Origin of the sequence: Enterococcus sp. 7F3_DIV0205 (assembly GCF_002141365.2) — a bacterium.
GTDB classification, from domain to species: domain Bacteria; phylum Bacillota; class Bacilli; order Lactobacillales; family Enterococcaceae; genus Enterococcus_L; species Enterococcus_L palustris.
The window spans coordinates 1-25,804 of the sequence record NZ_CP147244.1 but is presented as its reverse complement, the minus strand read 5'-3'; the positions used below and the strand labels follow the sequence as shown (position 1 = coordinate 25,804).

At 36.8% G+C, this 25,804-nt stretch carries 26 protein-coding genes and 2 tRNA genes; 4 read left to right on the top strand and 24 right to left on the bottom strand.

Annotated elements, in window-relative coordinates; translation table 11 throughout:
* Window positions 1-164 precede the first annotated feature (164 nt).
* Window positions 165-671: a QueT transporter family protein gene (locus A5821_RS00140; RefSeq protein ID WP_086312260.1), complete on the top strand. Its 507-nt coding sequence runs from the start codon at window positions 165-167 to the stop codon at window positions 669-671.
* A gap of 74 nt (window positions 672-745) precedes the next feature.
* Here A5821_RS00140 and A5821_RS00135 read toward each other — a convergent pair whose 3' ends face one another.
* Window positions 746-1,453, bottom strand: coding sequence for a GntR family transcriptional regulator (locus A5821_RS00135; protein ID WP_086312259.1), 708 nt, complete (start codon window positions 1,451-1,453; stop codon window positions 746-748).
* Window positions 1,454-1,668: 215 nt separating this feature from the next.
* Entirely contained in the window at window positions 1,669-5,916 is a 4,248-nt protein-coding gene (locus tag A5821_RS00130; RefSeq protein WP_086312258.1) for a 2-hydroxyacyl-CoA dehydratase, read from the bottom strand.
* A gap of 192 nt (window positions 5,917-6,108) precedes the next feature.
* Between A5821_RS00130 and A5821_RS00125 the strand changes: the two genes are divergently transcribed.
* Complete coding sequence (locus tag A5821_RS00125) at window positions 6,109-6,717, top strand: TetR/AcrR family transcriptional regulator (protein ID WP_086312257.1); 609 nt, start codon at window positions 6,109-6,111, stop codon at window positions 6,715-6,717.
* Window positions 6,718-6,788: 71 nt separating this feature from the next.
* Here A5821_RS00125 and A5821_RS00120 read toward each other — a convergent pair whose 3' ends face one another.
* From A5821_RS00120 to yidD, 15 genes are all read right to left on the bottom strand, one after another.
* Window positions 6,789-6,974: a hypothetical protein gene (locus A5821_RS00120; RefSeq protein WP_086312256.1), complete on the bottom strand. Its 186-nt coding sequence runs from the start codon at window positions 6,972-6,974 to the stop codon at window positions 6,789-6,791.
* 123 nt (window positions 6,975-7,097) lie between these two features.
* Window positions 7,098-7,169 (bottom strand) — tRNA-Gln (locus A5821_RS00115).
* An 11-nt stretch (window positions 7,170-7,180) separates the two neighbouring features.
* Window positions 7,181-7,261 (bottom strand) — tRNA-Tyr (locus tag A5821_RS00110).
* Window positions 7,262-7,351: 90 nt separating this feature from the next.
* The gene (locus tag A5821_RS00105) at window positions 7,352-7,585 is read right to left on the bottom strand and encodes a DUF2969 domain-containing protein (protein ID WP_086312255.1); all 234 of its coding nucleotides are present in this window, start codon (window positions 7,583-7,585) and stop codon (window positions 7,352-7,354) included.
* A gap of 140 nt (window positions 7,586-7,725) precedes the next feature.
* Window positions 7,726-8,583 carry a hypothetical protein gene (locus tag A5821_RS00100; protein WP_086312254.1) on the bottom strand — a complete coding sequence of 286 codons (858 nt, stop codon included), beginning with the start codon at window positions 8,581-8,583 and terminating at the stop codon, window positions 7,726-7,728.
* An 18-nt stretch (window positions 8,584-8,601) separates the two neighbouring features.
* Window positions 8,602-9,372, bottom strand: a complete 771-nt coding sequence (locus tag A5821_RS00095) for a class D sortase (RefSeq protein WP_086312253.1) — start codon at window positions 9,370-9,372, stop codon at window positions 8,602-8,604.
* A 1-nt stretch (window position 9,373) separates the two neighbouring features.
* On the bottom strand, window positions 9,374-9,952 hold the full coding sequence (locus tag A5821_RS00090; protein ID WP_086312252.1) for a hypothetical protein: 579 nt from the start codon (window positions 9,950-9,952) through the stop codon (window positions 9,374-9,376).
* Window positions 9,953-10,191: 239 nt separating this feature from the next.
* A complete protein-coding gene (locus A5821_RS00085) occupies window positions 10,192-10,845 on the bottom strand; it encodes a CBS domain-containing protein (protein WP_086312251.1) in 654 nt (217 codons plus the stop codon).
* Window positions 10,846-10,849: 4 nt separating this feature from the next.
* Window positions 10,850-11,551 carry an ABC transporter ATP-binding protein gene (locus tag A5821_RS00080; RefSeq protein WP_086312250.1) on the bottom strand — a complete coding sequence of 234 codons (702 nt, stop codon included), beginning with the start codon at window positions 11,549-11,551 and terminating at the stop codon, window positions 10,850-10,852.
* Window positions 11,551-12,327 (bottom strand): ABC transporter ATP-binding protein, encoded by a 777-nt coding sequence (locus A5821_RS00075; RefSeq protein WP_086312249.1) that lies wholly within the window; start codon window positions 12,325-12,327, stop codon window positions 11,551-11,553. Before A5821_RS00075 ends, A5821_RS00080 begins: the two co-directional genes overlap by 1 nt.
* Window positions 12,308-13,276, bottom strand: a complete 969-nt coding sequence (locus tag A5821_RS00070) for a branched-chain amino acid ABC transporter permease (protein ID WP_086312248.1) — start codon at window positions 13,274-13,276, stop codon at window positions 12,308-12,310. Before A5821_RS00070 ends, A5821_RS00075 begins: the two co-directional genes overlap by 20 nt.
* Before the next feature lie 9 nt (window positions 13,277-13,285).
* Window positions 13,286-14,164: a branched-chain amino acid ABC transporter permease gene (locus A5821_RS00065; protein WP_086312247.1), complete on the bottom strand. Its 879-nt coding sequence runs from the start codon at window positions 14,162-14,164 to the stop codon at window positions 13,286-13,288.
* A 114-nt stretch (window positions 14,165-14,278) separates the two neighbouring features.
* Window positions 14,279-15,445 carry an ABC transporter substrate-binding protein gene (locus A5821_RS00060; RefSeq protein ID WP_086312246.1) on the bottom strand — a complete coding sequence of 389 codons (1,167 nt, stop codon included), beginning with the start codon at window positions 15,443-15,445 and terminating at the stop codon, window positions 14,279-14,281.
* 297 nt (window positions 15,446-15,742) lie between these two features.
* Window positions 15,743-16,618, bottom strand: coding sequence for an ROK family protein (locus A5821_RS00055; protein WP_086312245.1), 876 nt, complete (start codon window positions 16,616-16,618; stop codon window positions 15,743-15,745).
* Between the two features lie 19 nt (window positions 16,619-16,637).
* On the bottom strand, window positions 16,638-16,928 hold the full coding sequence (yidD, locus tag A5821_RS00050; RefSeq protein ID WP_086312244.1) for a membrane protein insertion efficiency factor YidD: 291 nt from the start codon (window positions 16,926-16,928) through the stop codon (window positions 16,638-16,640).
* Window positions 16,929-17,138: 210 nt separating this feature from the next.
* On the opposite strand from yidD, the gene A5821_RS00045 reads away from it, so the two are divergent.
* Complete coding sequence (locus tag A5821_RS00045) at window positions 17,139-17,288, top strand: SPJ_0845 family protein (protein ID WP_010771573.1); 150 nt, start codon at window positions 17,139-17,141, stop codon at window positions 17,286-17,288.
* 45 nt (window positions 17,289-17,333) lie between these two features.
* Here the strand turns inward: A5821_RS00045 and yihA are convergent, their stop codons facing one another.
* Both yihA and clpX read right to left on the bottom strand, forming a co-directional pair.
* Complete coding sequence (gene yihA, locus A5821_RS00040; protein WP_010760746.1) at window positions 17,334-17,915, bottom strand: ribosome biogenesis GTP-binding protein YihA/YsxC; 582 nt, start codon at window positions 17,913-17,915, stop codon at window positions 17,334-17,336.
* 194 nt (window positions 17,916-18,109) lie between these two features.
* Entirely contained in the window at window positions 18,110-19,363 is a 1,254-nt protein-coding gene (gene clpX, locus A5821_RS00035) for an ATP-dependent Clp protease ATP-binding subunit ClpX (RefSeq protein ID WP_086312243.1), read from the bottom strand.
* A 188-nt stretch (window positions 19,364-19,551) separates the two neighbouring features.
* On the opposite strand from clpX, the gene A5821_RS00030 reads away from it, so the two are divergent.
* The gene (locus A5821_RS00030; RefSeq protein ID WP_086312242.1) at window positions 19,552-20,580 is read left to right on the top strand and encodes a lactonase family protein; all 1,029 of its coding nucleotides are present in this window, start codon (window positions 19,552-19,554) and stop codon (window positions 20,578-20,580) included.
* A gap of 281 nt (window positions 20,581-20,861) precedes the next feature.
* Here A5821_RS00030 and A5821_RS00025 read toward each other — a convergent pair whose 3' ends face one another.
* The 5 genes from A5821_RS00025 to A5821_RS00005 all read right to left on the bottom strand — a co-directional run.
* Window positions 20,862-21,713: a MurR/RpiR family transcriptional regulator gene (locus tag A5821_RS00025; protein ID WP_086312241.1), complete on the bottom strand. Its 852-nt coding sequence runs from the start codon at window positions 21,711-21,713 to the stop codon at window positions 20,862-20,864.
* A gap of 80 nt (window positions 21,714-21,793) precedes the next feature.
* On the bottom strand, window positions 21,794-22,921 hold the full coding sequence (gene anmK, locus A5821_RS00020) for an anhydro-N-acetylmuramic acid kinase AnmK (protein WP_086312240.1): 1,128 nt from the start codon (window positions 22,919-22,921) through the stop codon (window positions 21,794-21,796).
* A gap of 61 nt (window positions 22,922-22,982) precedes the next feature.
* Window positions 22,983-24,074: a DUF871 domain-containing protein gene (locus A5821_RS00015; protein ID WP_086312239.1), complete on the bottom strand. Its 1,092-nt coding sequence runs from the start codon at window positions 24,072-24,074 to the stop codon at window positions 22,983-22,985.
* Window positions 24,071-24,343 (bottom strand): hypothetical protein, encoded by a 273-nt coding sequence (locus A5821_RS00010; RefSeq protein WP_086312238.1) that lies wholly within the window; start codon window positions 24,341-24,343, stop codon window positions 24,071-24,073. Before A5821_RS00010 ends, A5821_RS00015 begins: the two co-directional genes overlap by 4 nt.
* A gap of 232 nt (window positions 24,344-24,575) precedes the next feature.
* Window positions 24,576-25,804: PTS sugar transporter subunit IIC (locus A5821_RS00005; RefSeq protein WP_339098940.1), on the bottom strand; the 1,229-nt coding region annotated here is incomplete at its 5' end.

Genomic DNA, 25,804 nt, shown 5'->3' with positions numbered 1-25,804 from the left:
TAGGCTTTCATAAGATACTTTACAAATAACTTCATCTTCGATAACATAAAACCTAGCGAAGTAATTCGCACTATGACACTTCAGTTGGCAGTATCGACCTGTCACTTCCTTTGGTCATAGTTCATTACTAAAACAGAGAACCTGTTTTACAAAGGAGAATAAAAATGAATAACCCGCACTCTCAGACTAAAGCCTGGTCTGTCCTTATGTTGACGAAAATGGCTTTGATTACAGCTCTTTACATCGTTGTCACTATTTTTTTGGCACCTTTTAGTTTCGGTGCTGTTCAGCTCAGATTTTCAGAGCTATTTAATTATTTACCACTTTTCAATAAACGGTATATCGTAGCTGTAACCTTCGGTGTGGCCATCTCAAATTTTGCTTCACCATTAGGGTTAGTTGATGTTATTATCGGAAGTGTCTCAACTTTTACCGTTTTACTTCTCTCTTATTATGTAACAAGAAAAATAAAGAATACGATCAGTAAAATGATTCTAACTGCGATTATTTGCTCACTATCAATGTTTACAGTAGCCGGCCAATTGACTTATTTCTACCACTTACCTTTTTTCTATACGTGGCTAACAGTTGCAATTGGTGAACTTTTGTCTATGTCTGTTGGTGGTATTTTGATTTACTGGATCAATAAAAAAATCGATTTAACAAAATAAAAAAATGAACGCTTTAGAGGTTGGGGCATAACTCTACGAGTCACATCCCAACCTCTAAAGCGTTCATTTTCTTTTTATTTTTCTAGATAAAATTCAAAACGGTTCCCCACATATTGAGTCCTTACATATTCAAACGGTACTCCGTTTTCAAAATAAGAAATTTGACGTAAACGAAGAATCGCATCGCCCCGTTTGATTTTTAAATAATCAGCAATTTGTTCCGAAGCTAACATTGCAGAAATCGTTTGGTTAGCATGACCGATTTTATTGCCACCTTTTTCTTCTAAGGTTTTGTAAAAAGAATTGGTGATTTCAGCCTTGCTGTATTGATCAACTAAAGCATACGGAACGCTAGCAACTTCAAAACAAATCGGTAAGTCATCAGCAAAACGAACACGCTCCATCCGTACGATTTGTTCATTTTCTTTTAAGTTTAATTTTTCCATTTCACTAGAACTTGGCTTAGCGACATAGTAAGAAACAGTACGACTGGAAGGAACGCGATTTTGAGAAAGCATAATGTCCGTAAAACTAGTTGTTCCCGTCATCTTCTCTTGCACTTTTTTACGAGCAACATAGGTTCCAGAACCTATCTTACGTTCTAAGATTCCTTCATCGGCAAGTGTTTGAATCGCTTGTCTCAACGTCATTCGGCTAACACCAAATTGAATCGCCAACTCACGCTCGGAAGGAAGCCTGTCTCCAATCTTCCAAACACCATGTTCAATGTCGTCTTTAATTTTATCGTGAATTTGAATATAAACTGGTAAACTTGACACCATCTTACTTCCCCCTTTTTTATTCTCTTTCATTATAACTGGTATATACCTCATAAACAACTAAAAGTTCCAAAGCGCAGTAATGCAAACGTTTCTAATGAATTTTTGGTATGCTCCTTTTAAAATCAAAGATATTTTTTATTCTTGTATTTATACGAAAACAAATGGCGTAAAAAAATAACCTAAACCGTACATAACATACAGTTTAGGTCATCTTTTTACGAACGAATTTTTTCTTCATCCATCATTTTATTTGCTGTTGCCATCATTAAACGAATCCGATTTAGCTGATTGACTAATGATACACCAGGATCGTAATCAATCGGTGCAATATTTGCTTTAGGATACTGACGTCGCAACTCTTTGGTTACACCTTTTCCTACAACATGGTTTGGTAAACATCCAAATGGTTGCATACAAACAATATTGTTTACATCTGATTTCAATAACTCAATCATTTCGCCAGTTAAGAACCAACCTTCACCAGTATGATTCCCGATCGATAGAATTTTTCCAGCTTCTTCTGCTAATTCATGAATCGAGCTTAGACCGTCAAAGCGTTTAGAGTTTCTTAGTGCTTTGTCCATTGGTTTTTCAACATACTCAATGATTCGGATAGCAAATTGCGCTAAATTTTTACTTTGTTTGGACATGCCCATATTATCATACTTCCATATTTGATTGTATAAAGAGTAATTCATAAAGCCGATAATATCTGGTACCACTGCTTCTGCACCTTCTGCTTCTAATAAACGAACAATATCATTATTGGCAGTTGGTGAATATTTCACCAAGATTTCACCCACGATTCCGACTTTTGGTTTCTTCACTTCATTCAACGGCACTTCATCAAATTCTTTAATGATTTTTTTCATATTTCGGTTAAATAACGTCAATGAGCCATTACGAACATTTTTTTCGATTTGTTTCAGCCATTTCGCGTGGAGCCCATCGATCATGCCAACTTCTGTTTCGTAAGGGCGTGTTCGATACACCACCCGCTCAAATAGATCACCATATAGAAAGGCTATAGCCACACGTTTCAACATTGGCAAGGTAAATTTAAACCCAGGATTTGACTCTACACCTTTATTTCCCATTGAAACTGAAACTACGGGAACTTGTGGGAATCCGGCATCATTCAATGCCTTTCTAAGTAACGGAATATAATTTGTCGCACGACAGCCGCCGCCTGTTTGTGTCATCATTACACTTACGTGATCTAAATCATATTCCCCGCTTTCAAGGGCTTCAACTAGTTGTCCAATCGAAATGATAGCAGGGTAACACGCATCATTATTCACATATTTTAACCCAACATTAACAGCTTCTCGATCATCTGCTGGTAAGCAAACAACATTATAGCCAGAAGCTTGTAATGCCACATCCACTAAGCCAGATTGATGGATTGGGCTTAGCATAGGTAATAATAATGTATGAGTCTTTTTCATTTCTTTAGTAAAAATAATTTTTTCCGGTTCCTCATGTTGTAGTTTAGGTTCAAAGTTCATTTTTTCTCTTTCACCGACTGCAGCTTTTAATGAACGCAGACGAATTCTAATTGCACCGAGATTCGAGCCTTCATCAATTTTTAAAACTGTATAGATTTTTCCGTACTGATCCATGATTTCTTCTACTTGATCGGTCGTAACAGCATCTAACCCACAGCCAAATGAGTTCAACTGAACCAGTTCAAGATTTTTTGATTTGGCGACAACACGAGCAGCAGCGTATAGTCGTGAGTGATACACCCATTGATTCACAACCCTTAAATTCCCCACATCACTTAAATGAGAAACAGAATCTTCCGTCAAGACATGGAACCCTTCTTGTGTAATTACATCAGCAATACCGTGATTTATTTCAGGGTCTAAGTGATACGGACGGCCAGATAAAACAATTCCCTTCTCACCTTTTTGATTCAGCATCACTAATGTCTCTTCCCCTTTGTTGCGGATATCTTCTTTGAAAGCGTCCAGTTCTTCATAACCATGACGCAATGCTTGAGCAACTTGTTCAGCTGAAATTCCTAAATCTGCAAATGTTTCACTTAAAACTTTTGCTACAGATGCTTCGTTTGCCAAATTGATATACGGATTACGATAATCAACTTTACCATCACGGATATCATCAACATTATTGCGGATAACATCTGGGTAACTTTGCACGATTGGGCAATTAAAATGATTATCCGCTTCCGCCGATTCCTGACGTTCAAAAACAACACCAGGATAAAAAATCATCGGTACTTTTGAATCGATCAAAGCCTGGATATGTCCATGAGAAATTTTGGCAGGATAACAGGCTGTATCGCTTGGAATAGTTTCCATACCTTGTTCATACAATTCCTTATTTGAGCGTGGCGATAACTCGACTCTAAACCCTAGATCTGTGAAAAATGTATGCCATAACGGATAATTTTCATACATGTTTAGAACACGAGGAATCCCGATTCTGCCATGTACAGCATCTTTTTCTTTTAATGGACGGTATTTAAATAATTTACGGTACTTATAATCAATCAGATTCACTCTGCGGTCTTCTTTTTTCACTTTGATTCTGGCACCACGTTCACATCGATTCCCAGTAACAAATTGACGTCCGTCAGAAAAAATCGTAACAGTCATCATACAGTTATTTTCACACAAGCCACAATGAGTAAACTCTTTATCCGCCGTAAAGGTGTCCAGTTCTTCCAGCCCTAAAATCGTTGTTTCTTCCCCTAGTTCATAGTTTTCAAGCGCAATCAATGCTGCACCATATGCCCCCATCAATCCAGCAATCGAAGGACGGACAACTTCTCGTTCGCTGATCATCTCAAAAGCACGCAACACAGCTTCATTATAGAAAGTTCCCCCTTGGCAAACAATTTTCTTCCCTAATTCTTCCGGGCGACGAACTTTGATTACTTTGTAAATCGCATTTTTGATAACAGAATACGACAGCCCCGCTGAAATATCCCCTACGGAAGCTCCCTCTTTTTGAACTTGTTTGACTTTTGAATTCATGAAGACTGTACACCGAGAACCAAGATCAACAGGCGCTTTAGAGCTTAGCGCTTCGATCGCAAAATCTTTAACATCAAAATTCAATGATTTGGCAAATGTTTCAATAAACGAACCGCAACCTGACGAGCAAGCTTCATTTAGCTGGATCGAAGATAATACACCCTCTTTGATGGTCATCGCCTTCATATCTTGACCACCGATGTCTAAAATGAAATCAACACCTGGCTGAAAGTGATCTGCCGCTTTGTAATGGGCCATGGTTTCAACTTCACCAATATCAACTTTCAAGGCATTTTTGATTAAGTGTTCACCATACCCAGTAACAGCAGATTTTCCAATAAAAACATCCTCTGGCAATTGCTTGTATAGATCTTTTAGAACGCTCATCGTTGTTTCTAAGGGTTGCCCTTGATTATTCCCGTAAAAAGAAAATAATAGATTCCCCTCTTCATCGATCAAGGTAACTTTGGTCGTCGTTGATCCTGCATCAATTCCTAAGAAAGCTACACCATGATGATCAGCTAACGCTTTTTCTTGTGCTTTGGCTTGATCATGGCGTGTTCTAAATGATGCTAGTTCTGCTTCATCTTTAAATAGCGGTTCTAAGGTATCAGTTGGCTTTAATTGTTCTTGGTCGCCCTTTGTTAGACGATGGATCAAGTCAGCTAATTTAGTTGGTTTTGCGCCCTCAGAATAGATAGCTGCTCCCATAGCTACAAATAGTTGCGGATTTTCTGGAAAAATTACATCTTCTGGTTTTACATCTAGCGTTTCAATGAATCGTTTTCTAAGTTCTGACATAAAGAAAAGTGGTCCACCTAAAAATGCAATTTTCCCTTTGATTTTTCGTCCTGCTGCAAGACCTGCAATTGTTTGGTTGACTACTGCTTGAAAAATACTCGCTGAAATATCTTCCTTTGCCGCACCTTCGTTGATCAAAGGCTGAACATCCGTCTTAGCAAAAACACCACATCTTGAGGCGATTGGATATATCGTTTGATAGTTTTTGGCCAGTTCGTTCACGCCATTTGCATCTGTTTTAAGCAATACAGCCATCTGATCGATAAAAGCACCAGTCCCGCCAGCACAACTACCATTCATTCGCTGTTCTAAGGCTCCTTCAAAGAAAGTGATCTTTGCATCTTCACCGCCTAGTTCAATTGCTACATCTGTCTCTGGTATGATCTCTTCCACTGTTTTTGTACAAGCAATCACTTCTTGAACAAAAGAAATATTCAAAACATCTGCTAATCCCATTCCTCCTGATCCAGTGATCGTCATGGTGATTGGCGTATTTCCGCCTAGTTCAACCATAGCTTCATTCAAAACTTTTTCAGTTGCAGCTTTTACATCTGAGTAATGTCGTTCGTATTTAGCAAATTTTGTATGATTTTCTTCGTCAATAATTACTAATTTCACAGTTGTCGAACCGACATCTATTCCTGCTCTTATTGTCATACTTTTGATCTCCTTATATTCCATACCCTTTTATTTCACAACACTTTGTTGATTATCCTACAAGGTGTCTGATATAATACTTATGTATATTTTAGAAAGATTCTAATTTAATTGCAACTAGCAAAACACCCAAATTTGTGAGATAAGCAACAAACTTTTGAAAACTGTTGATTATTTCGAAAGGAAATTTTTATGTCGAAGAAAACGGACCTGCGGGTAAAACGAACACACAAAATGATTATCGAAGCTTTCTTTCACTTAGTAGACGAAAAAGGATACGACTGTATCACGATCCAAGACATTGCCGATGAGGCAATGATCAATCGTGCAACGTTCTACGCTCATTTCAAAGACAAACAAGACCTTTATGAACAAATTTTTGATTTTGCCATCAATGCATTTACTTCTGTCATCGATACCGAGCAAATTATTGTCAGTAACCGAATCAAAGTAAAACAAATTGAATTTCTCCTGACACATATCTATGTCAATATTCAAAACAATAAAAATTTTTTTCTGACCATCATGGACGGCAGCTCAAATGAGCTATTAAGAAAAAAATTAGCAGACATCATTTATGAAAAATACGCAGATATTTTCTCTAAGTTAAAAATCACGGAAAATGATATTGAAGTCCCCATTGATTTTATTATCGAGTATATGACTTCTATATTTATTGGAACCCTTCATTGGTGGATCACAAGTGACACAGAGATGTCTCCTAACCATTTAGCTAGACTTGTTATAAAACTAGTAGGAAATGGTCATCTGACCGTTTTAGGGCTAGAAATCGATAAATAATACGTAAAAAAATAAAATAGCTTGAAACAACACAGGGATCTGTGTTGTTTCAAGCTATTTTCCTTCATCGACTAACGATTTTTAGCACGCCACTTTTTCGTATGAGCTGTATCTCTAGCGGAGACTATTTGAATGCTTTTAGTCCCTTCTGTATTTTTCTTTTTAGAAAAAATATTTACTTTCACATCATACTTACCTTCACGCGCTAAGTCATAGACTTTTTCGGCTGTTTCAGTTATTTTGTCTTTAATACTCATCTAGTTCACTCCTAATGCTTTTTCATACACTTTAGCACATATTTTTGAAAAAGAGAACCAAAGCTACTGTCAATTTTTTTAATAAAAAAAAGAACAACTCTATCTGAGTTGTTCTAATAAAAACTGGGGTAGCTGGATTCGAACCAACGCATGACAGGATCAAAACCTGTTGCCTTACCGCTTGGCTATACCCCAATAAGTTAAAATGGAGGAAAGTGGATTCGAACCACTGAACCCTAAGGAACGGATTTACAGTCCGTCGCGTTTAGCCACTTCGCTATTCCTCCAAAAGGTTTTAGTAAAAAACCTGACTTAGTTATAATACAAAACTTTTGAATAAATTGCAAGCCTTTTTCGAAAAAAAGTTGTTATTTATTTTAGTCGTTTAAATTCCATTGGCGAATAACGTATTCAATCGCTTCATCAAGCGTTTTCACAGTTGCTTCGTTGCGACCGTCAATCACTACTGCAAATTTTTTTGTATCTTGCGTTAAGATTTGACCGATCTCTTTTTTGCCAATCGTTAATGTATTAACAGTGATTACTTCACCATTTACTTTTTTTTCTGATTCTTCTATCTTCACTTCTATATCTTTATTTTTCTTTGACATCGTCATCCCTCCAAGAACCTATGTTATCATGTTCCGTAAAAAAAAGAAAGTGGATCAAAACTCGATAAGTTCTGCTCCACTTCAGTTTATTCCAATATCAACTTAAAAGTCATCTATCTCAAGCGTAAATGTTTCTTTTATTACTCCGCACTAAATAGCTGCTTTCTTTTGATCTCACTAAGGATCGCTGAAATAATTCCGACAACAATCGAAACAATTCCAATAATGATAAACAACCATAGAAAACTGGATAAATAAGTTTGGATAAACATATACATTGCTTTCGATTGAATAGCCAATCTTTTTAGCGAGCCTTGCAGTAAAATGATTGTAGGTACAATAATCATCATCAAACCACTACCTACCCATATATACGCCCAATATCTCAATAAGCGATGGAAATAGCCTCTTAACGAAGAATATAAGGAGAAACTTAATAAGGCCCACAAAACGCCGCATATAACCATAAAAATGACTAATTTCGATTTGTAGTTCATAACTTTACGCCCATAAGAAACTAAAAAAGGCAACTCGATATATCCTTTGTAGATTGTGACAGCATTATCTGACAATCCAGTCACAGCAAGTTCTGATTCTGAAGTAGTCTGAATATTTTTTTCTTTCATGTACGCTGTGATTGCTTTGGAAACAGCAGCATGAACTTCTTTTTCATTAGAAATCGAATATTTGGTTCCTGTATTGTACATTGCTTTAAAATAAGCCTCTACATCTTGCTTCACGAGTTCTTTTTTAATTGTTTGCCCCAAGACTCCTTCTGGGATATTGCTTCCCAAAGCGCTATTTTCCACTTGTCGATTTATTTCTTTCGTTAGTTGTGAATAATAATCTGCTTTTGCCGCTTGTTTTGCGATATAGTTTTCACTAAAAAGGGTTAGTCTCAAGGTTAATAAAATCAAGAATGCAAATAAAAATACACTAGATAAAAAAGCAAGAAAAAAACGAGAGATTACTTTCATTAAATGACCGCGATTTTTCATCTGACTGATTCTCCTCCTTTATGACTTCTCATCGATGATAGGACCGGATACATAGTCAGCAGAAACAAAAACACGTTCTGGTGTTAGTCCGATTGCATCTAATGGATAACAAGTATAAAGAATCAGCGATCTCTTTGTACGATCCCCTAATTTTGTATTGATTGTTGGATCTTTGTAATCAGCAACTTTTACTTCCGTCACTTGATAAGTATAGTCGCCGTAGTGAGTATGAATGTTGATTTCATCCCCAACTTCTAAGTAATAAATTTTCCCAAAAGAAGGCAGATTATGTCCACCGATCAAGGTCGTCCCAAGATCTCCTGGAATCATACTGCCGATGTATTGTCCTGCGCCTAAACGCAAAATTTCTTCGCTATCTCCGTAATACAATGGTTCATTAATTCCGACTTTGTCAATTACTACCTCACCAAACTGGTCTCCACCTACTGGATAAACCATGTTTGAAGAAGATAATTCTCCTTTTTCAGACACTTGCATTCCTGCGGCAATGGCTTCTGTTGAATTTTTGTCAGAAGTATTAGTTGTTTGTTTACCGTTTTTATCGGTTGCTTGGTCTGAAGATGCTTGCTCTTTTTTTTCATTCCTTTTTTCAAAAAGGTTGGTTCCCTTTTGATCGAAAGTTGGAGCATCATTCAATGAGATCAATTCAACTGCTGAAGATGCGAAGTTAATGACAGGTGCACCAATTATGTAAATAATGAGATAACCAAAACACATAAAGAGAAGAGGCACGAAAATAAATGCCCCTACTCTTTTTAACTGTTTCATATTATGCTAATTTGTTCTTTCTGCTCACAAATACTGCACCTGCTGCAGCCACGATCAATGAGACAAAAGTAATGCCACTTAATGCATAGTTTGATCCTGTATTTTTTACTGGATTTCCAGTTTTGTAAACAGGAGCGCCTGCAGTATCAGTGATTGTCACTGCGGAATATGTTCCACCTGCTCCAAAAGTGATTTTAAGACCTACTGCATTTCCAGCAGCCACCACGTAATTTTGCAATTGAGTAATTACGTTAGCTGGTAAAAGTCTAAGTGCATCTCCAAGTGAATTCACACCTGATGTATTAACAGATACCCCTTCAACTAACGCACGAGCCGCTTGAATGTTTTTCACTGCTTCATCCGCTTGAGCTTGTGTCAAATCAACACGTTTCAAGTGATTAGAAGCTGCATTTGTTTCAGCTGCACCAAAACTGAATTTTTTACCGCCGATTGTTACACCAGCATTCAATTCGTTAAGGACAGGCTGTTCTGTAGCTGAAATAGCTCCATCTGCTGAAGCAGTTGTTGCAAAGCTTACAGTTGCTACGATAGCAATAATAAAACCGATAACTTTTTTCATTCTTAATCCTCCTATTCTTAAATATTTATAATCAATTACAGAATATCTGTAAAAATTATACCACCAACAACCCCTATCGTTTTATAGGACATAACGAAAGAATATTAAAGGAATGAAACACTTTAATATTCTGACATTGGTAAACTTACTACACTATATAAAATTATCATATGCCTCTGTAATAGTCAAACTGTTTTCAACAAATAAAATTCATATATATTCTTGCTATTATGCACTTTTTATACTTTTTTTGATAGAAAAGTTGCTTCAAAAACATCATAGTGAGCTTCTTTCAAGAGGTTCTCGATTTGTTTGGTCTCACGACTTTCGATTTGTAGTTCAATAATTGTTTCTAGTTCTTTTCTATTTACTACAACTGTTAAAATACTAAAATCGTTATCCGCCAATAACTTAGTAATATCAGCTAAAATTCCTTTGTGGTCTTCCGGTATACGTAGTTGAACCCTAGTTCCACCATCATTGTAACCAGTAATTTTCAAGAAGGCATCAAAGATGTCATTATTTGTTATGATTCCAACAAGGGTTTCGTCTCCATTAACAACAGGTAGGACACCGATATTATTTTGGCGCATTTTAAAAATACCATCTTCTAAAGAAGCTTCTGGCTTAATGGTTTGAACATTTTTTACCATTATATCTGCTACCGTTGTCTTATTTAACAAATAATTCACTTCGTACACACTTAAACTTGTGGCTTTTGACGGCATTGCTGATTGAATCGTTCCCTCTGTAATCAAGCCTATAACTTGTTCTCCATTGACTACTGGCAAACGATGAATATTATTTTTTTTCATTAAATCCACGGCGTCAAATATTTTCATTTCTGGTTGAGCAACAATTAAATTTTTGGTCATAAAATCACTTACACTCATGCTGTTAACCTCCTAGATACGCTTTTTTAACTTCTTCACTTTCCAACAAGTCTTTTCCTGGCCCACTTAAAACAACTTCACCTGTTTCCAAAACATAGCCTCGATCTGCAATCGATAAAGCCATTTTGGCATTTTGCTCAATCAAAAGTACGGTTGTTCCTTGTTTGTTGATTTCTTGGATGATATTAAATATTTCCTGAATAAAGATTGGAGCTAATCCCATTGATGGTTCATCTAATAACAATAAGCGTGGTTTAGACATCAAGGCTCTTCCCATTGCCAACATTTGTTGCTCTCCGCCAGATAAAGTTGAAGCATCTTGATTTCTTCGTTCTTTCAAAATCGGAAATCGTTCAAAAATCATTTCATAATCTTGCTTTAATTCTCCGTCTTTTCTCAAAAAAGCGCCCATTTCTAGATTCTCCTGCACAGTCAATCCAGAAAAAACGTGCCTTCCCTCTGGAACTTGGCAGAGTCCTGCAGCTACGATTTTTTGTGGAACCATTTTTTGTATTTGTTGACCTTCAAATGTGATTGTACCGTTGGATGGGCGATTTAATCCAGAAATCGTTCTTAAAATTGTTGTTTTGCCCGCTCCATTAGCTCCGATCAAAGAGACGATTTCACCTTGTTCTACGTTAAAACTTACATCTCGCACCGCTTGGATTACACCATAATGCACAGATAAATTGTCGATCGTTAACATTATAGTTCACCTCCAAGATAGGCTTCAATCACACGGGGATCATTTTTGATTGCTTCTGGTTCCCCTTCTGCGATGATTCTGCCATATTCTAAAACATAAATTCTTTGACAAACATCCATGACTAAACTCATATCGTGTTCAATCAAAACAATTGTGATTTGAAACTCTTTTTGAATTTTTCTGATCAATTCAGTTAAATCAGCTGTTTCCTGCGGGTTCATCCCAGCTGCAGGTTCGTCTAAAAACAGTACTTTGGGCTGTGTAGCTAAAGCGCGTACGATTTCTAAACGTCTTTGTTCCCCATATGGAAGATTTTTTGCTAAAGTCTGAACTTTTCCTTCTAACCCAAATATTGCCAAAAGCTCTAATACTTTCTTTTCCATTTCTTCTTCTTTTTTATAAAATGCTGGTAAACGTAAAATACTTGAAAGGATCCCTTCTTTGTTCTTACTGTTCATAGCAATCAAGACATTATCCATCACAGTTAAATCTTTGAACAAACGGATATTTTGGAATGTTCTACTTAATCCCATATCAGCAATTTTATATGGTTTCATACCATTTAACACATGTTCTTTTCCTAAAACATCTAACGTCACTGTTCCTTCGCTTGGCTCATAAACGCCTGTTAAAAGGTTAAATAGCGTTGTTTTTCCAGCTCCATTAGGACCGATCAGCCCAATCAATTCATTTGTTTCCAAAGTAAGATTCACATTGGAAACAGCCGCAAGACCACCGAAGTTTTTAGTTAAATTATTAACGTTCAATAGAGGCATTGGATTTGTCCTCCTTTTTCTTGAATATTTTTTTCACGGAAAATTCCCACGTACCTAATAATCCGCCTGGTTTGAAAATCATGATAATAATCAAAGCCAACGCATAAATGATCATTCTAAGTGCACCTGCATCCTGCAAGAACATATTTAAAATCCCCAATACGATTGCTGAGATAAAGGTTCCAGTAACACTTCCGATTCCCCCGAAAACGACGATAATCAAAATATCGATCGATTTCATAAAACCGAAATCTTTCGGTGCAATCGTTTGGACATAACTTGAATAAATCGATCCTGCAACACTTGCTGTAATCGCGCCAATAATAAAAGCGGCTACTTTATATTTGGTTGTATTCACACCCATTGACTCTGCTGCAATCTCGTCTTCCCGAATCGCCATTGTCGCACGTCCTGGACCACTGTGAATAAAATTAACGATAATCAACGTCACAATAACAACAAATCCAAAGACCATTGACCAATTGACCATTGGCGGAATACCAAAAATCCCAGCTGGACCATTGGTTATATCTTTCATATTGATAATGATGATTCGTATGATTTCCGAAATACCCAATGTAGCAATCGCTAAATAATCCCCTTTTAATCTCAAGGTCGGAATACCAACGACTAACGCTACGATTCCTGACAACACAATCCCTAGCAAAATCCCACTGAAAAAACCGCCCATAGTCGGGTACTTCACTGACATGATCGCCGCACTATATGCACCGATCGCCATAAACCCTGCGTGACCTAAAGAAAATTGACCAGAAAAACCGATAATCAAATTCAATCCCAAAGCCAACATAATATTGATTCCGATCGTAATCAACGTATATTCAGTAAACGGTGTAATCACACCTGTTACGTATAATACGTAAATAAAAGCATACGCGATAGCAGCAATTAAAAGCCAAACAACATTATATTTTAAATTCTTTTTCATGCAAGCCACCTACACTTTCTCTTTGATGTTCTTGCCGAGAATTCCGGCAGGACGAATCAATAAAATAATGATCAACAATGCGTATACAACCGCGTCTTTATAATCTGAAAACCCAAGAGCAATCGTGATCGTCTCTAATAACCCAATCACAAAACCGCCTAGTGCTGCACCAGGTATGATTCCAATCCCACCTAAAACAGCGGCAACAAATGATTTAAGACCTGGAACAACCCCCATCATTGGATCAATTGAATTATAATATAATCCAATCAACATCCCAGCTGCTGCAGCTAGAGCTGAACCTAATGCGAATGTAAATGAAATCGTGCGATTGACATTGATTCCCATCAACTGTGCAGCATCCGCATCAACAGAAACAGCACGCATCGCTTTTCCCATTTTTGTTTTTTTAACGATCAACTGTAAGGCTATCATCAACACTAAAGAGATAACTAAAATAAGGACTTGAATATTTGAAATTTGAATAAACCCTAGTTGATAATTTTTAAATTCAATAGCTTGAGGAAATGATTTTTTTTCTGGTCCTAACCAATAAATCATCCCATTTTGTAGTAAAAATGAAACCCCGATCGCTGTGATCAAAGCTGCAATTCTTGTTGATTTTCTTAATGGTCTATATGCTAAAAATTCAATCACCACACCGATTACGGCAGCTCCGACCATCGATAAAAGCAAGGCTGGGAAAAAACCTAAGCTTAATTTGTTGATAAAGAAATACCCCATAAATCCGCCCAACATATAGATTTCTCCATGGGCAAAGTTGATTAATTTGATGATGCCGTAAACCATTGTATACCCTAAAGCTAATAGAGCATAAATACTACCTAGAAAAAGCCCATTGACTAGTTGTTGGATTACTACTTCCATGTTTATCACTTCCAATATTTAGAATAGTTGTTGTTTGATTAAAGAAAAAAGAGGATGGACAAAACGTAAAACCTTGTCTCACCCTCTTTAAGTTTCATATCTTTAAATGTCGTTCTATGGATTTACAGCATCTGCGGATGTTTCTTTTCCTTCTGTTAATCCTAGTACTACTGCTGATTTTTCAGGATTGTGATCTTTATCCATCGTCATTTTTCCTGTTACTCCGACAAAGTCTTTAAGCGATGCTAGACCTGCTGTAATGTCTTTTGAATCAGCTGAATCTTTATCTTCCATTGCTTGTTTTAACATGTAAACAGAATCATAACCTAATGCATTAAAAGCAGATGGTTGTTTATCATATTTCTTCTTGAATGCTTCTACAAATGGTTTTACCTTGTCTGTTGCAGGGGCTTTTTCTGAGAAGTGTCCTGTGTAATAAACATCAGAAACATTTTTTGCTCCAGCGATTTCAACCAGTTTTTCATCACCAAATCCGTCAGCACCAAGAATTGGTTTATCGATGCCCATTTCTCTTGCTTGTTTGATGATCAAGCCTGCTTCTGCATAATAACCTGGAATGTAGATTGCATCGTAATCAAGATCTTTGATTTTTGTCAAGATTGCTTGGAAATCTTTATCGCCAGCTGTAAACGTTTCTTCTTTGGCGATTTTGCCTTTAAATGTATCTTTAAATGATTTCGTCAATCCGATTGCATAATCACTTGAATTATCACCAATGATCACAACATTTTTGGCTTTCAAATTATCTTGAGCAAAGTTTGCTAAGATAACGCCTTGGAATGTATCTTGGAAACACGCTCTGAAAATATATTCTTGAACTTTGTCATTCACAACAGTGATACTATCGTCAGTACCAGAAGGCGTGATAACAGGAACTGCTGCCTTTGTCATATTAGGAATTGTTGCTTTCGTCGCACCAGATGTAGCTGGACCAACGACTGCAACAACTTTATCTTTTGCAGTTAGATTGGCAGCAACAGATGTTGCTTCACCATTTTCTGATTTGTTGTCTTTTTCGATTAATTCTAGTTTTTTACCAAGAACACCACCCGCTTCGTTGATTTCTTCAACAGCTAAGGTAATCCCTTCTTTTTCAGCATTCCCATAAGCTGAAACATCTCCTGAAAGCTCCATGTTCATGCCGATTTTGATCGTATCACCTTCAGCCTTATTTCCACCACCGCTTGCGCCTCCGCCAGCTGCTGGACCACATGCTGCTAATAAAAATAGACTAGCAAATAAAAAGCTAAATTTTTTCATATTATTTCCCCCTTAGTTTAAAAGCTGAACGAATTCGTAAAGCCAGATAATTTTCTTTGCATATATAATTATTAAAGAAGTATGTATACAAATATAATCAAAAAAGAATGAATTGTCAATGAATTTTCAGAAAATTTCTATAATTCAAATTATTAAAAATAGTCCGTTACTTATAACACTTGATTCTACCGCTTGTTCTCACTAAAAAAAGCCCGAGACAAAATTAAAAATCAATTTTGTTTCGGGCTTTAAATCTGAATAAACGCTTTTTTCTCGGCCTCTTTTTTTGAATCTTGATTATTTATTATTTTGGTACGAGATAAAATTAGCCGCAGCTCCAATCAAATTCGCATCATTTTCATATTTGCATGTCACGATTTGAGGAATAAAATCATTCAATTCAAAATGATCCAATTTCTCTTTCATTCGACGATTGATTTCATCTAATAAGCCTTTTTTAGCTGAAACACCACCGCCTAAAACGATAATTTCTGGATCAAGTGAAAACTGAATACTAAACAGACCTTGGGTTAAATACTCATAAAAATTATTCACTTCTTCTATTGCCAATTCATCACCAGATTCCGCAAAATGAAACACATCTTCTCCTGAAAAAGCATCTTTCTCTACACCTTTTCGTTTGCAATAACGCCAAGCCATTTGCACTGCTGTTCCTAACTGGCTAAAAGTTTTGCCTTCATTCAGATACATCAACCCAAATTCACCACCATAGAGATGAGCACCTTTAGAAATTTGTCCATTATGGAAAATCGCACCGCCAATCCCAGTACCTACAACGACAAATGCCACTTCTTTTTTGCCCTTGGCAGCACCTGCATAGATTTCAGCCAATCCTGCGCAATTCGCATCATTTTCGATAGCTACTGGAAGTTGGAATAAATCTTCCAATTCTTTAAATATATTAAACCCATGAATATAAGGAATTGCGGAAATCCCATTAATCATTTGTTTTTCAACATCAACCACACCAGGAGCGCTTAATGCCACTCCTTCCACTTTTTGGTCAACTCCGTCAAATACAGTCAATAATGACGCTTTCATTTCGTCCCACGTTTTTGGCGTTGTAAATTTCCCTTTGTCACTCATTTCTTGTCCATTCCAAATTCCATATTTCACTGCTGAACCACCAAAATCAAAAGCTAAAATTGCCATCTTAAAAGCCCACCTTCATCTATTTTTCCTGTTTATTTCTTCTATAGTTATAGGGACCATGGTATTCCTGATCCGGATTTCTTTTTAAACTAAACTTCAATGGTACGTAATCGATTCCGCCTTTTGTCAATGGGTGGCACCGTAAAAACCTCGCCGTTCCCATCGTTATCCCTTTTACACTTCCATGCGTCTGGATAGCATCGATCATATATTGCGAGCATGTTGGGTGATAGCGACAACTAGCCGGAAGTCCAGGTGAAATAAATCGTTGGTAAAAACGAACCATTCCTACAAAAAAATTTTTAGCCATTTCTTCCCTCTTTTCTCTATCCGAAAAAACTATACCTTGTTTTGTAATCGAATGCAAGTTTGTAAAGTGAAGGTAGAAATATTTTTATAAAAATTAGTAACGGCTGAAAAAGAAAACTATTCAAATTTCTAAAAGGATGCTAAACTAGAGAAAAGTGGTTACACAATGTAACTTCTATTCATTCTAAAACGAAATGGAGTAAAATAAACAATGGGCTTAAAATTTGAACGTACCGATGACTTAGATAAATTATTTGATTCTTTTGCAGTAGATCCTAAAAAAGTGGAGATGCCAAAAGAAGAATTAGAAAAACAAGCAGCAAAAGCTGAACAAAAAGAAGAAAAGAAAAAAGAACAATAAAAAATAGCGTTGAGAGCTTTTTAGAGCTGTCAACGCTATTTTTCATTATAAATACTTCTCAATGGCTTGCCACGCTTCTTCTTTTCCTTCTTTTGTTTGAGAAGAAAAAAGAATAAAATCATCTGATTTATCAAAGTTCAGTGCTTTTTTGATGACACTTTCATGCTTATTCCATTTACCACGAGGAATTTTGTCTTTCTTTGTTGCAACGACAATAACAGGGATATCGTAGTATTTTAAGAACTCATACATTTGAATATCTTCCTGCGTTGGTGCATGACGCAAATCAACTAAAGAAACAACAGCCTTTAATTGTTCTCTTGTCGTCATATACGTTTCGATCATCTCGCCCCATTTGGCACGCTCTGTCTTAGAAACTTTTGCATAACCGTAGCCTGGAACATCGACAAAATGCAATGCGTCTTCGATTAGGTAAAAATTTAGCGTTTGCGTTTTCCCTGGTTTTCCAGAAGTTCTTGCTAAATTTTTACGGTTGATCAACGTGTTGATGAACGATGATTTCCCTACATTTGAACGACCTGCCAAGGCAATTTCCGGTAATTCAGTTTCCGGATATTGTTTTGGTGAAACCGCACTAATGATAATTTCTGCGTTATGAACATTCATAGCACTAACCTCCTAAGTTTAAATACTAAACGAGCTTTTACTGCCTTGACAGGCGAATAGGTAACGAAAACGTTCTTTAACTCAAACATGTTTTTTCCTCTTCCTAAAAGACTAGCTCGTCAAGCTAGAGAACTTTATTTCATAAAAATCAGTAAAAAAGTAGAGACAGGTCTCTACTTTTTCGTGTGTTAAAATTACCCAGCTTTTTTATCTTTTTTGTCATAAACAATCGCTGGTTTACCTGTTCCTTCAGCAGCCATTTCAGTTATAATGACTTTTTGGATCGTATCATCTGATGGGACATCAAACATCACGTCCATCATAATCTCTTCGATAATCGAACGTAACCCACGAGCACCAGTATTGCGCTCGATTGCTTTATTGGCAATTGCACGAAGTGCCTCTGGTTCAAACTCTAATTCTGTATCATCTAAAGACAACAATTTTTGATACTGTTTGACTAATGCATTTTTAGGTTCAGTCAGAATACGAACCAAATCATCCGTCGTCAACTTCTCTAAAGCAGCAGTGACTGGTAAGCGTCCAATAAATTCAGGAATTAAACCAAATTTCAATAGATCTTCAGGAATAATTTGCTGCATAACACTTTCGTCTTCTTTCAGCTTGCTGTTTTTGGTACCGAAACCGATTGTTTTTTCACCTAGGCGATTTTTAACAATATTTTCGATTCCATCAAACGCACCGCCAACAATAAACAACACATTGGTTGTATCGATTTGGATAAATTCTTGATGAGGATGTTTGCGTCCGCCTTGCGGTGGTACGCTAGCAACTGTTCCTTCTAAAATTTTAAGTAGAGCTTGTTGCACCCCTTCACCAGAAACATCTCTTGTGATCGAAACATTTTCACTCTTGCGCGCAATTTTATCGATCTCATCGATATAGATGATCCCTTTTTCAGCTCGCTCAACATTAAAGTCAGCAGATTGTAATAGCTTCAATAGAATATTTTCTACGTCTTCCCCTACATACCCTGCTTCTGTCAAACTTGTTGCATCAGCAATCGCAAATGGTACATTTAATGTTCTAGCCAATGTTTGGGCTAAAAATGTTTTCCCAGAACCTGTTGGGCCAATTAAACAAATATTGCTCTTTTGTAATTCTACTTCTTCAGAGCTTGAATTTTCTGATTGATTTACACGTTTATAGTGATTATAGACAGCCACTGCTAATGAGCGTTTTGCCTGATCTTGTCCAATTACATATTCGTTTAAGACATCCAAGATTTCTTGAGGTTTTGGGACATCCGTTAGTTCACGTACGGCTTCGTCGTAAAATTCTTCATCAATAATCTCTTTACATAAGTCGATACATTCATTACAAATATAGACGCCTGGTCCTGCAACGATTTTTTTCACTTCTTCTTGTGTTTTACCACAAAATGAACAGCGAACTGCACCATTGTTGCTATTTGTATTATCGTACATGCGTGTCACCCCTCTAAAATTAAAAATGACTGTCGTTACAGTCTTAAAATATAATAGCATAAATCAAGTGAAAATGCGAACATTGGATTTGTAAAGATTTCATAAATAAAGGAATTCTTATGGTATACTAAAAGAGTTAAATCAATTGCTGATTTCTTTAAAACAGCAGTAAAAATGGAGGGAATTTCATGCTGGAACAAATTTTATTAGGGACGTATACACGTAGAGAAAGTAAGGGTATTTATCAAATTGCATTGGACACAGAAAAGGAAACATTATCCGGAGCAACTTTATTAGTAGAAGAAACAAGCCCGACTTACTTAGCCTTAAATCAAAAAGGTGACCTGTTCAATGTCACTTCTGTTGATGGTGAAGGCGGCATGGCAGCTTATAAAAATACTGACGGGCATTTTGACCTGATCAATAAAGTAACAGAAGCTGGCGCTCCTCCATGTTATGTAGCGATCGATGAAGAGAAACAATTGGTTTTTGGTGCAAACTATCACCAAGGAATCGTTCATGTTTACCGTATTTTAGCTGATGGTCGTTTAGAAGATACGGACAAAATTATTCATGATGAAGCGACTGGTCCTCATGAAAATCAAGACAATGCTCATGTCCACTATACGGATTTGACTCCTGATCGTCGTTTAGTCGTTTGTGATCTTGGTACTGATCGCGTTTATACGTATGATGTTAGCACTGAAGGCACATTATCTGAGGTTGCTCAATATGTTGCTGAACCTGGGACAGGACCTCGTCATTTAGTTTTCCATCCAAATAATCAATTTGCTTATCTTTTCGGCGAATTAGACAGTACGGTTACTGTTTTAGCTTACAATGCCGCAGATGGTTCATTTGAGCAAGTACAAAAAGTATCGACTTTACCTGATGGTTTTAATGAATTTAACGGTGGTGCAGCAATTCGAATTTCAACTGATGGTCGTTTTGTGTATGCATCGAACCGTGGTCATGATTCGATTGCCGTTTTTGCAACAGCTGAAGATGGTAGCAAAGTAGAACGTGTACAATTGATTTCTACTGAAGGTGAGATACCACGGGACTTTGACTTAGATCCTTCTGGTAAATTTGTTGTTGCAGCAAATCAAAATACAGATAATTTAACACTTTATCGTCGTGATGAAACGACTGGTCTTTTGGAATTACTTCAAAAAGATGTTTATGCACCAGAATGTGTATGCGTTTATTTTAAATAGGAAGTTCAAAAAAGAGGTTGAGACAAAAGAGCTTAGCTCCGAGAAATAAGAAGGAGCTGCTTTTTTACCAACGTTTATGCGTATTTGAAGGGGCTGGGATATAACTCGAAGAGTTATGTCCCAGCCCCTTTAAATCTTATTGAGTAAAGATAAATTTAAGTTCCTTTGATTTACTTTTGTTCTGTCTACTCCTTACTCTGTGATTTGATAAATGGTTTCTTCTACAATTCTTAATTATATCTATACAATCTCTTTAATATCCGATCCCATCACATCGATTTTTATTTCTCATATTTTCTGACTTCCGCTTTTGATTCTTGGATCATTTCTATTGTTCTATTAAAATTTCGTGACGCATAGGCATAAAACAACACATCAACGACTATAAATTGATCATGTAATGAAGTTGTTGCAGCACTTCTTAGGACAGCTTCGTTAGAACGGACTGTTTGTAATGAATATTCAGCTTGATTTGTTAAAGTATTATTCCCAAATTGGGACAAACCAATCGTTTTTAATTGATGCTTTTTAGCCACGTTTAATAACCGTAAGATTTCTTTTGTCTCTCCCGAATGTGAGACACAGAAAAAAATTGCATCTTTAGGGGCAGAGACTAACATTGTCACTAACACATGAGAATCTTGCACACAAACAACTGTCTTACCAATTCGATTCCATTTTTGTGCAATATTTTCTGCTACTAAATAAGACGCACCTATACCAAAAACATAGATGATCGGAGCTGCTACTAGTAAATCCACCACTGTTTCGATACGTTGCTCATTCAATAGAGCTACCGTTTCCTGCATCGATTGATAAGCATTTCCTAATAACTTTGTCTTGATTTCATTCACTGATTCGTTCGCTGTAATATCTGAATAGCCTTCATAAACGGGGACTTCGATCTCCGCAGATAGACGGATTTTTAATTGAGTAAAACTAGGAACATCGATTTTTTTACAAAATCGAATCACTGTAGCTGGACTGGTTCCAGCATATTTTGACAGTTCAGCAGCTGTCATTTCAATTACCTTTTCGGGATCATTCAGAATCACTTCACCGATTTTTTGTTCAGAATTCGATAGTACATCAAGCATACTAACAATTCTGCCTTGTATATTTTCACCACTCATTCTACCCTCTCCTTTTTTTCTTCAGTTGTATGTATGTTTATAGGGCGAATACTATATGCTCGCCCTATAAATGAATAAGCTTAATAATACGTAACGCTTCCTAACGGTACTGAGCGTTTTGCACCTGTCGCACTCGGTACGTTTCCTGGACAATTCTCTAGTGTTTGATTTGCTAAAACTGCCATTGCGATTGCCTCTTTAGCATCTGATGAAAATCCGATGTCTTCTTGGATCAATACATTGACCCCCGCCAACTCGGATTTGATCATAGAGACTAACGTTTTGTTATAACTACCACCGCCGCCAATAATCAATTCTGTCTCCCCATGGACAAATGGTTTCACCGCTTCTGCAATTGATTTTGCTGTAAACATTGTTGCAGTCGCAATCAAATCTTTGGGCGAACCAGACCATTTTTCTAACAGAGTAGCAGTAAATTGTTTCCCAAAATCTTCCCGACCAGTCGTTTTCGGATATGCTTTTTTAATGTAAGGATGTGCCATCAATTCTTCTAATAATAATTGATCAACATTCCCTTGACTAGCGTACATGCCGTCTTTGTCATATTCTTGATCAAAAAAATGAAGGCATAATTCATTTATGATAACATTGCCTGGTCCAGTGTCGAAAGCGATCATATCGGTTAATGTTCCTGATTTTGGAATAACCGTTACATTCCCAATTCCCCCGATATTTTGCAACAATCTTGTTGTCTCAGGCTTTTGATATAATACATATTCTGAATAAGGAACGATTGGGGCACCTTGACCACCGACTGCCATATCTCGCTCCCTAAAATTTGAGACAACCGTTGTCTTTGTACGCTCACAAATTACGGCTGGAGCACCGATTTGCAAAGTCGATGCGTAAACATGATCCCGAGCGTAAGGAATATGAAAAACAGTTTGTCCATGACTACCGATAAAAGCTAAATCATCTAAAGAGACTTCAGCTTTATTGCAAACTTCCAGAACTGCTTGGGCAAACTTTTCTCCTAGTTCAATATTCAAAGAACAAATTTTTTCTACGTCTGACTTTTCTAATGATAAAGCATCACGAATTCGTTGAAGTGTCGCTTCATTAAAAGGTATTGTTAAAAATTGGACTAATTTAACAGCTGTTGTTTCATTTTTACCAGAGATTTCCACTAGCGCTGCATCAATGCCGTCTAAGGAAGTACCTGACATTAAACCAACTGCATAAACCATATTTTTTCTCCTCTGTTTGCTTTTTTTATTTTTAAACGAGCCAATGCTTCTACCTTATTGATTACGGCTTAACTTCATGAAAAGCAAATTTTTGCCAGGGTCTTAGATAAGGCAATAAGATTCGATCAGCTTCCGTGATTTTACCGACAACATTTGATTTTCCAGAGTTCTCCATTGGCAATAATGCCACTTGTAACTCGCCAGCATAATGCGCATATAAAGATGTTTCTACAATAATATCTCCTACCTCCATATCAACGGTATTAAATGGACTAAATTCATGTCCTTTATATTTAACACGACTTTGCGTCGAACGCACAACATAATCAGAAACATCCCCACGATTAAAATGAAACTCGTCTAAAATAATTTTTCTTTCTATAGTAGGTGTTTTTGTGTCGATGACACAATCAAACGTCAGACGGTATGGATCAATCTCACTTAATGCTTTCAACTCTTCTTCGGATGCAAAAGCATTTGCAATGATCACATCATCAATCACGTTTGTTGCCCACAAGTGTTTTGCCTGTGTTGTTATCGGCCACGTCCGATGCATTTCTAGTGTGCAAAGTCCTTCTTCCACCGGCCACGGACCAATCGTTGCTTGTGGTGAGTTTATAAAGGCAGCCGTACGAATACCATGCTCTTTATACACTTCTGTCGTTTCATAAAAATGTTGATAATTCAACCCCGTATAGCGATGAGGATAAAAATTATGACAGCCTAAGAGTTTGTCTGGATTCGCTTGATAGCTTAAAATATTCTCTAAATAACGAGTCCCTGAACTGATATTCAACTCGATTTCAAGACCTTGTTCATTAAAGGTCATAATAGACTCTTCATTTCCTGTAAAGCCCATATCTAAACGAATACCATCTGCACCAAGTTCTTTAAAGAAAGATAAATCTTCATAGCTAATCCCTAGCTCACCAAAGACTTTTGGACTCACATCAGCAATAACTTCCATTCCTAGTGATTTCCCATAAACTATCGTTTCTGTAAACTCTTCTACGATCTGCTCTTTTCCTTCATCTACAGATAACAAACAAGTAAACACACGTTTAAAATTATATTTTGCTGCTAAATCCATATAAGCTTTGATTTCTACTACACTGCTATGATTTGGATAAACTGAAATACCTAATTTTCTCATTGATTTTGCTCCATTCTGGTTTGCTCTGCTAGTAAACGGCTACTTTCAAAAAAAACAACGGCTAACAAACCACTGATACCGTATATTGTCTGTTTGATTAGTTCTGGCATAGTAGGGAATAAGAGACTTGGAACCAACGCAATCAAAAAAACAGAACAACCAATCAACCAACGATTTGGCAATAGATTCTTCTTTTTTAATAAATGAGTTATGGTTAAGCCCGCAACTATGAATAAAATACTTGAAATCATAAAGACAATTTTGATCATTTCTTTCGCCTCCCGTTATTTGATTTTATATAAAAAAATGATAAAAAGAGATTGAACAGAAGTTTTCAGCTTATTTCAGAGCTTTCAAATTTTAGTGCTTTAGCATGTAGAATTTTATGTGATTGTAGCTACTTCTGTTTGCCTTGTTTATACGTTTTCAAAGAGACTGAGCAATCTCCGAAGAGCTATGTCCCAGTCTCAATTCTCATTCTTTTAATTTGTTTAAACTTCTTTATTCAGCGATTGCATGTTCTTTTTCTAATTCATTATTGTCATAAATCATTACAAACGGATAATAAATTATAACGGAAACAATGATCAAGACAATGCTTAAAGCTGCAGCACGCCAATCTCCTCCTGTTGCCAAATAGGCACCGATCGGTCCAGGCAATGTCCAAGGGGCGGTAAAAATCACACGATTGACCAAGCCAAGTTGAGTAGCAAACCAAGCAATTGTAGCTGTTACCATTGGTGTTAAGATAAATGGAATGATCAAAATGGGATTCAACACAATCGGCGTACCAAAAATCAAAGGTTCATTGATATTAAAAATCGCTGGAGCTAATGTCGCTTTACCTAGTTTTGACGCAAACTGAGATTTTGTTTTAAAAGCTAATAAAAGAGCTAATCCTATTGTACAACCTGAACCACCGATCCAAATGAACCATTGATAAAACGGTTCTGCTGCAATATTTGGTAATTCTTTGCCAGCAGCCATTGCTGCAGTATTTCCATCTAACAGTTGCAGCCATAATGGTCTTGCTAATGATCCAACAATAGACACACCATGAATCCCAAATGACCAAAAGAATGTAATCAAAAAGATCAGCAATAAAACACTTGGTAAAGTATCAGCTGCACTTACTAAAGGGCTTACAATCTTAGAAATAGTAGAATGCCAATCAAAACCGATGAAATACGTTAGCGTAGAGATACCTAAAATAACAATTAATGTTGGTGTTAAGGTCTCAAATGATCTTGCTACTGCCGGAGGAACTTGTTCTGGCATCGTAATTTTGAATTTCGATTTATCCGTGATTCGATAAATTTCAACAGCTAAAATAGAGGTAATAATTCCAACGAACATGCCTCCACCACCTAAATTAGCCATTGGTAAAACAAATCCAGCAGTTCCTGCCGCATCCAATGCTTCAGCTGGAATATTAACTGGAACAAACGTCAAAAGAAACGCAATCGTGGATAAAATCCCACCAGAGATAACGTCCAAATTATATGTTTTTGACAAACTTGCACCGATACCAAACGTTGCGTATAGGGTCATGATATACATCGTCATGCGATACGGTAATAAAATCGTCGCTGCGTTTGATGTTAAAAACTGGGTGATCCCCCAATCAGCCGGAAGTGGCGGAAAAGCAATGATCAAGAAAAACGAACCAATAATAATCAATGGTAATGTTGCAATAATCCCATCTCTAATCGCACGTAAATGACGTTGAT

Excerpts from the sequence above, each read along its gene's own strand:
- A5821_RS00080 (WP_086312250.1), bottom strand. The coding sequence starts at position 11,551 with ATGTTAACGATCGACAATTTATCTGTGCATTATGGTGTAATCCAAGCG.
- A5821_RS00065 (WP_086312247.1), bottom strand. The coding sequence starts at position 14,164 with ATGGAAGTAGTAATCCAACAACTAGTCAATGGGCTTTTTCTAGGTAGT.
- A5821_RS00090 (WP_086312252.1), bottom strand. The coding sequence starts at position 9,952 with ATGAAAAAAGTTATCGGTTTTATTATTGCTATCGTAGCAACTGTAAGC.
- A5821_RS00085 (WP_086312251.1), bottom strand. The coding sequence starts at position 10,845 with ATGAGTGTAAGTGATTTTATGACCAAAAATTTAATTGTTGCTCAACCA.
- A5821_RS00070 (WP_086312248.1), bottom strand. The coding sequence starts at position 13,276 with ATGAAAAAGAATTTAAAATATAATGTTGTTTGGCTTTTAATTGCTGCT.
- A5821_RS00025 (WP_086312241.1), bottom strand. The coding sequence starts at position 21,713 with ATGAGTGGTGAAAATATACAAGGCAGAATTGTTAGTATGCTTGATGTA.
- A5821_RS00045 (WP_010771573.1), top strand. The coding sequence starts at position 17,139 with ATGGGCTTAAAATTTGAACGTACCGATGACTTAGATAAATTATTTGAT.
- clpX (WP_086312243.1), bottom strand. The coding sequence starts at position 19,363 with ATGTACGATAATACAAATAGCAACAATGGTGCAGTTCGCTGTTCATTT.
- yidD (WP_086312244.1), bottom strand. The coding sequence starts at position 16,928 with ATGGCTAAAAATTTTTTTGTAGGAATGGTTCGTTTTTACCAACGATTT.
- A5821_RS00105 (WP_086312255.1), bottom strand. The coding sequence starts at position 7,585 with ATGTCAAAGAAAAATAAAGATATAGAAGTGAAGATAGAAGAATCAGAA.
- A5821_RS00120 (WP_086312256.1), bottom strand. The coding sequence starts at position 6,974 with ATGAGTATTAAAGACAAAATAACTGAAACAGCCGAAAAAGTCTATGAC.
- A5821_RS00130 (WP_086312258.1), bottom strand. The coding sequence starts at position 5,916 with ATGACAATAAGAGCAGGAATAGATGTCGGTTCGACAACTGTGAAATTA.
- A5821_RS00100 (WP_086312254.1), bottom strand. The coding sequence starts at position 8,583 with ATGAAAAATCGCGGTCATTTAATGAAAGTAATCTCTCGTTTTTTTCTT.
- A5821_RS00075 (WP_086312249.1), bottom strand. The coding sequence starts at position 12,327 with ATGCCTCTATTGAACGTTAATAATTTAACTAAAAACTTCGGTGGTCTT.
- A5821_RS00010 (WP_086312238.1), bottom strand. The coding sequence starts at position 24,343 with ATGATCAAAATTGTCTTTATGATTTCAAGTATTTTATTCATAGTTGCG.
- yihA (WP_010760746.1), bottom strand. The coding sequence starts at position 17,915 with ATGAATGTTCATAACGCAGAAATTATCATTAGTGCGGTTTCACCAAAA.
- A5821_RS00030 (WP_086312242.1), top strand. The coding sequence starts at position 19,552 with ATGCTGGAACAAATTTTATTAGGGACGTATACACGTAGAGAAAGTAAG.
- A5821_RS00135 (WP_086312259.1), bottom strand. The coding sequence starts at position 1,453 with ATGGTGTCAAGTTTACCAGTTTATATTCAAATTCACGATAAAATTAAA.
- A5821_RS00125 (WP_086312257.1), top strand. The coding sequence starts at position 6,109 with ATGTCGAAGAAAACGGACCTGCGGGTAAAACGAACACACAAAATGATT.
- A5821_RS00060 (WP_086312246.1), bottom strand. The coding sequence starts at position 15,445 with ATGAAAAAATTTAGCTTTTTATTTGCTAGTCTATTTTTATTAGCAGCA.
- A5821_RS00095 (WP_086312253.1), bottom strand. The coding sequence starts at position 9,372 with ATGAAACAGTTAAAAAGAGTAGGGGCATTTATTTTCGTGCCTCTTCTC.
- A5821_RS00055 (WP_086312245.1), bottom strand. The coding sequence starts at position 16,618 with ATGGCAATTTTAGCTTTTGATTTTGGTGGTTCAGCAGTGAAATATGGA.
- A5821_RS00015 (WP_086312239.1), bottom strand. The coding sequence starts at position 24,074 with ATGAGAAAATTAGGTATTTCAGTTTATCCAAATCATAGCAGTGTAGTA.
- anmK (WP_086312240.1), bottom strand. The coding sequence starts at position 22,921 with ATGGTTTATGCAGTTGGTTTAATGTCAGGTACTTCCTTAGACGGCATT.
- A5821_RS00140 (WP_086312260.1), top strand. The coding sequence starts at position 165 with ATGAATAACCCGCACTCTCAGACTAAAGCCTGGTCTGTCCTTATGTTG.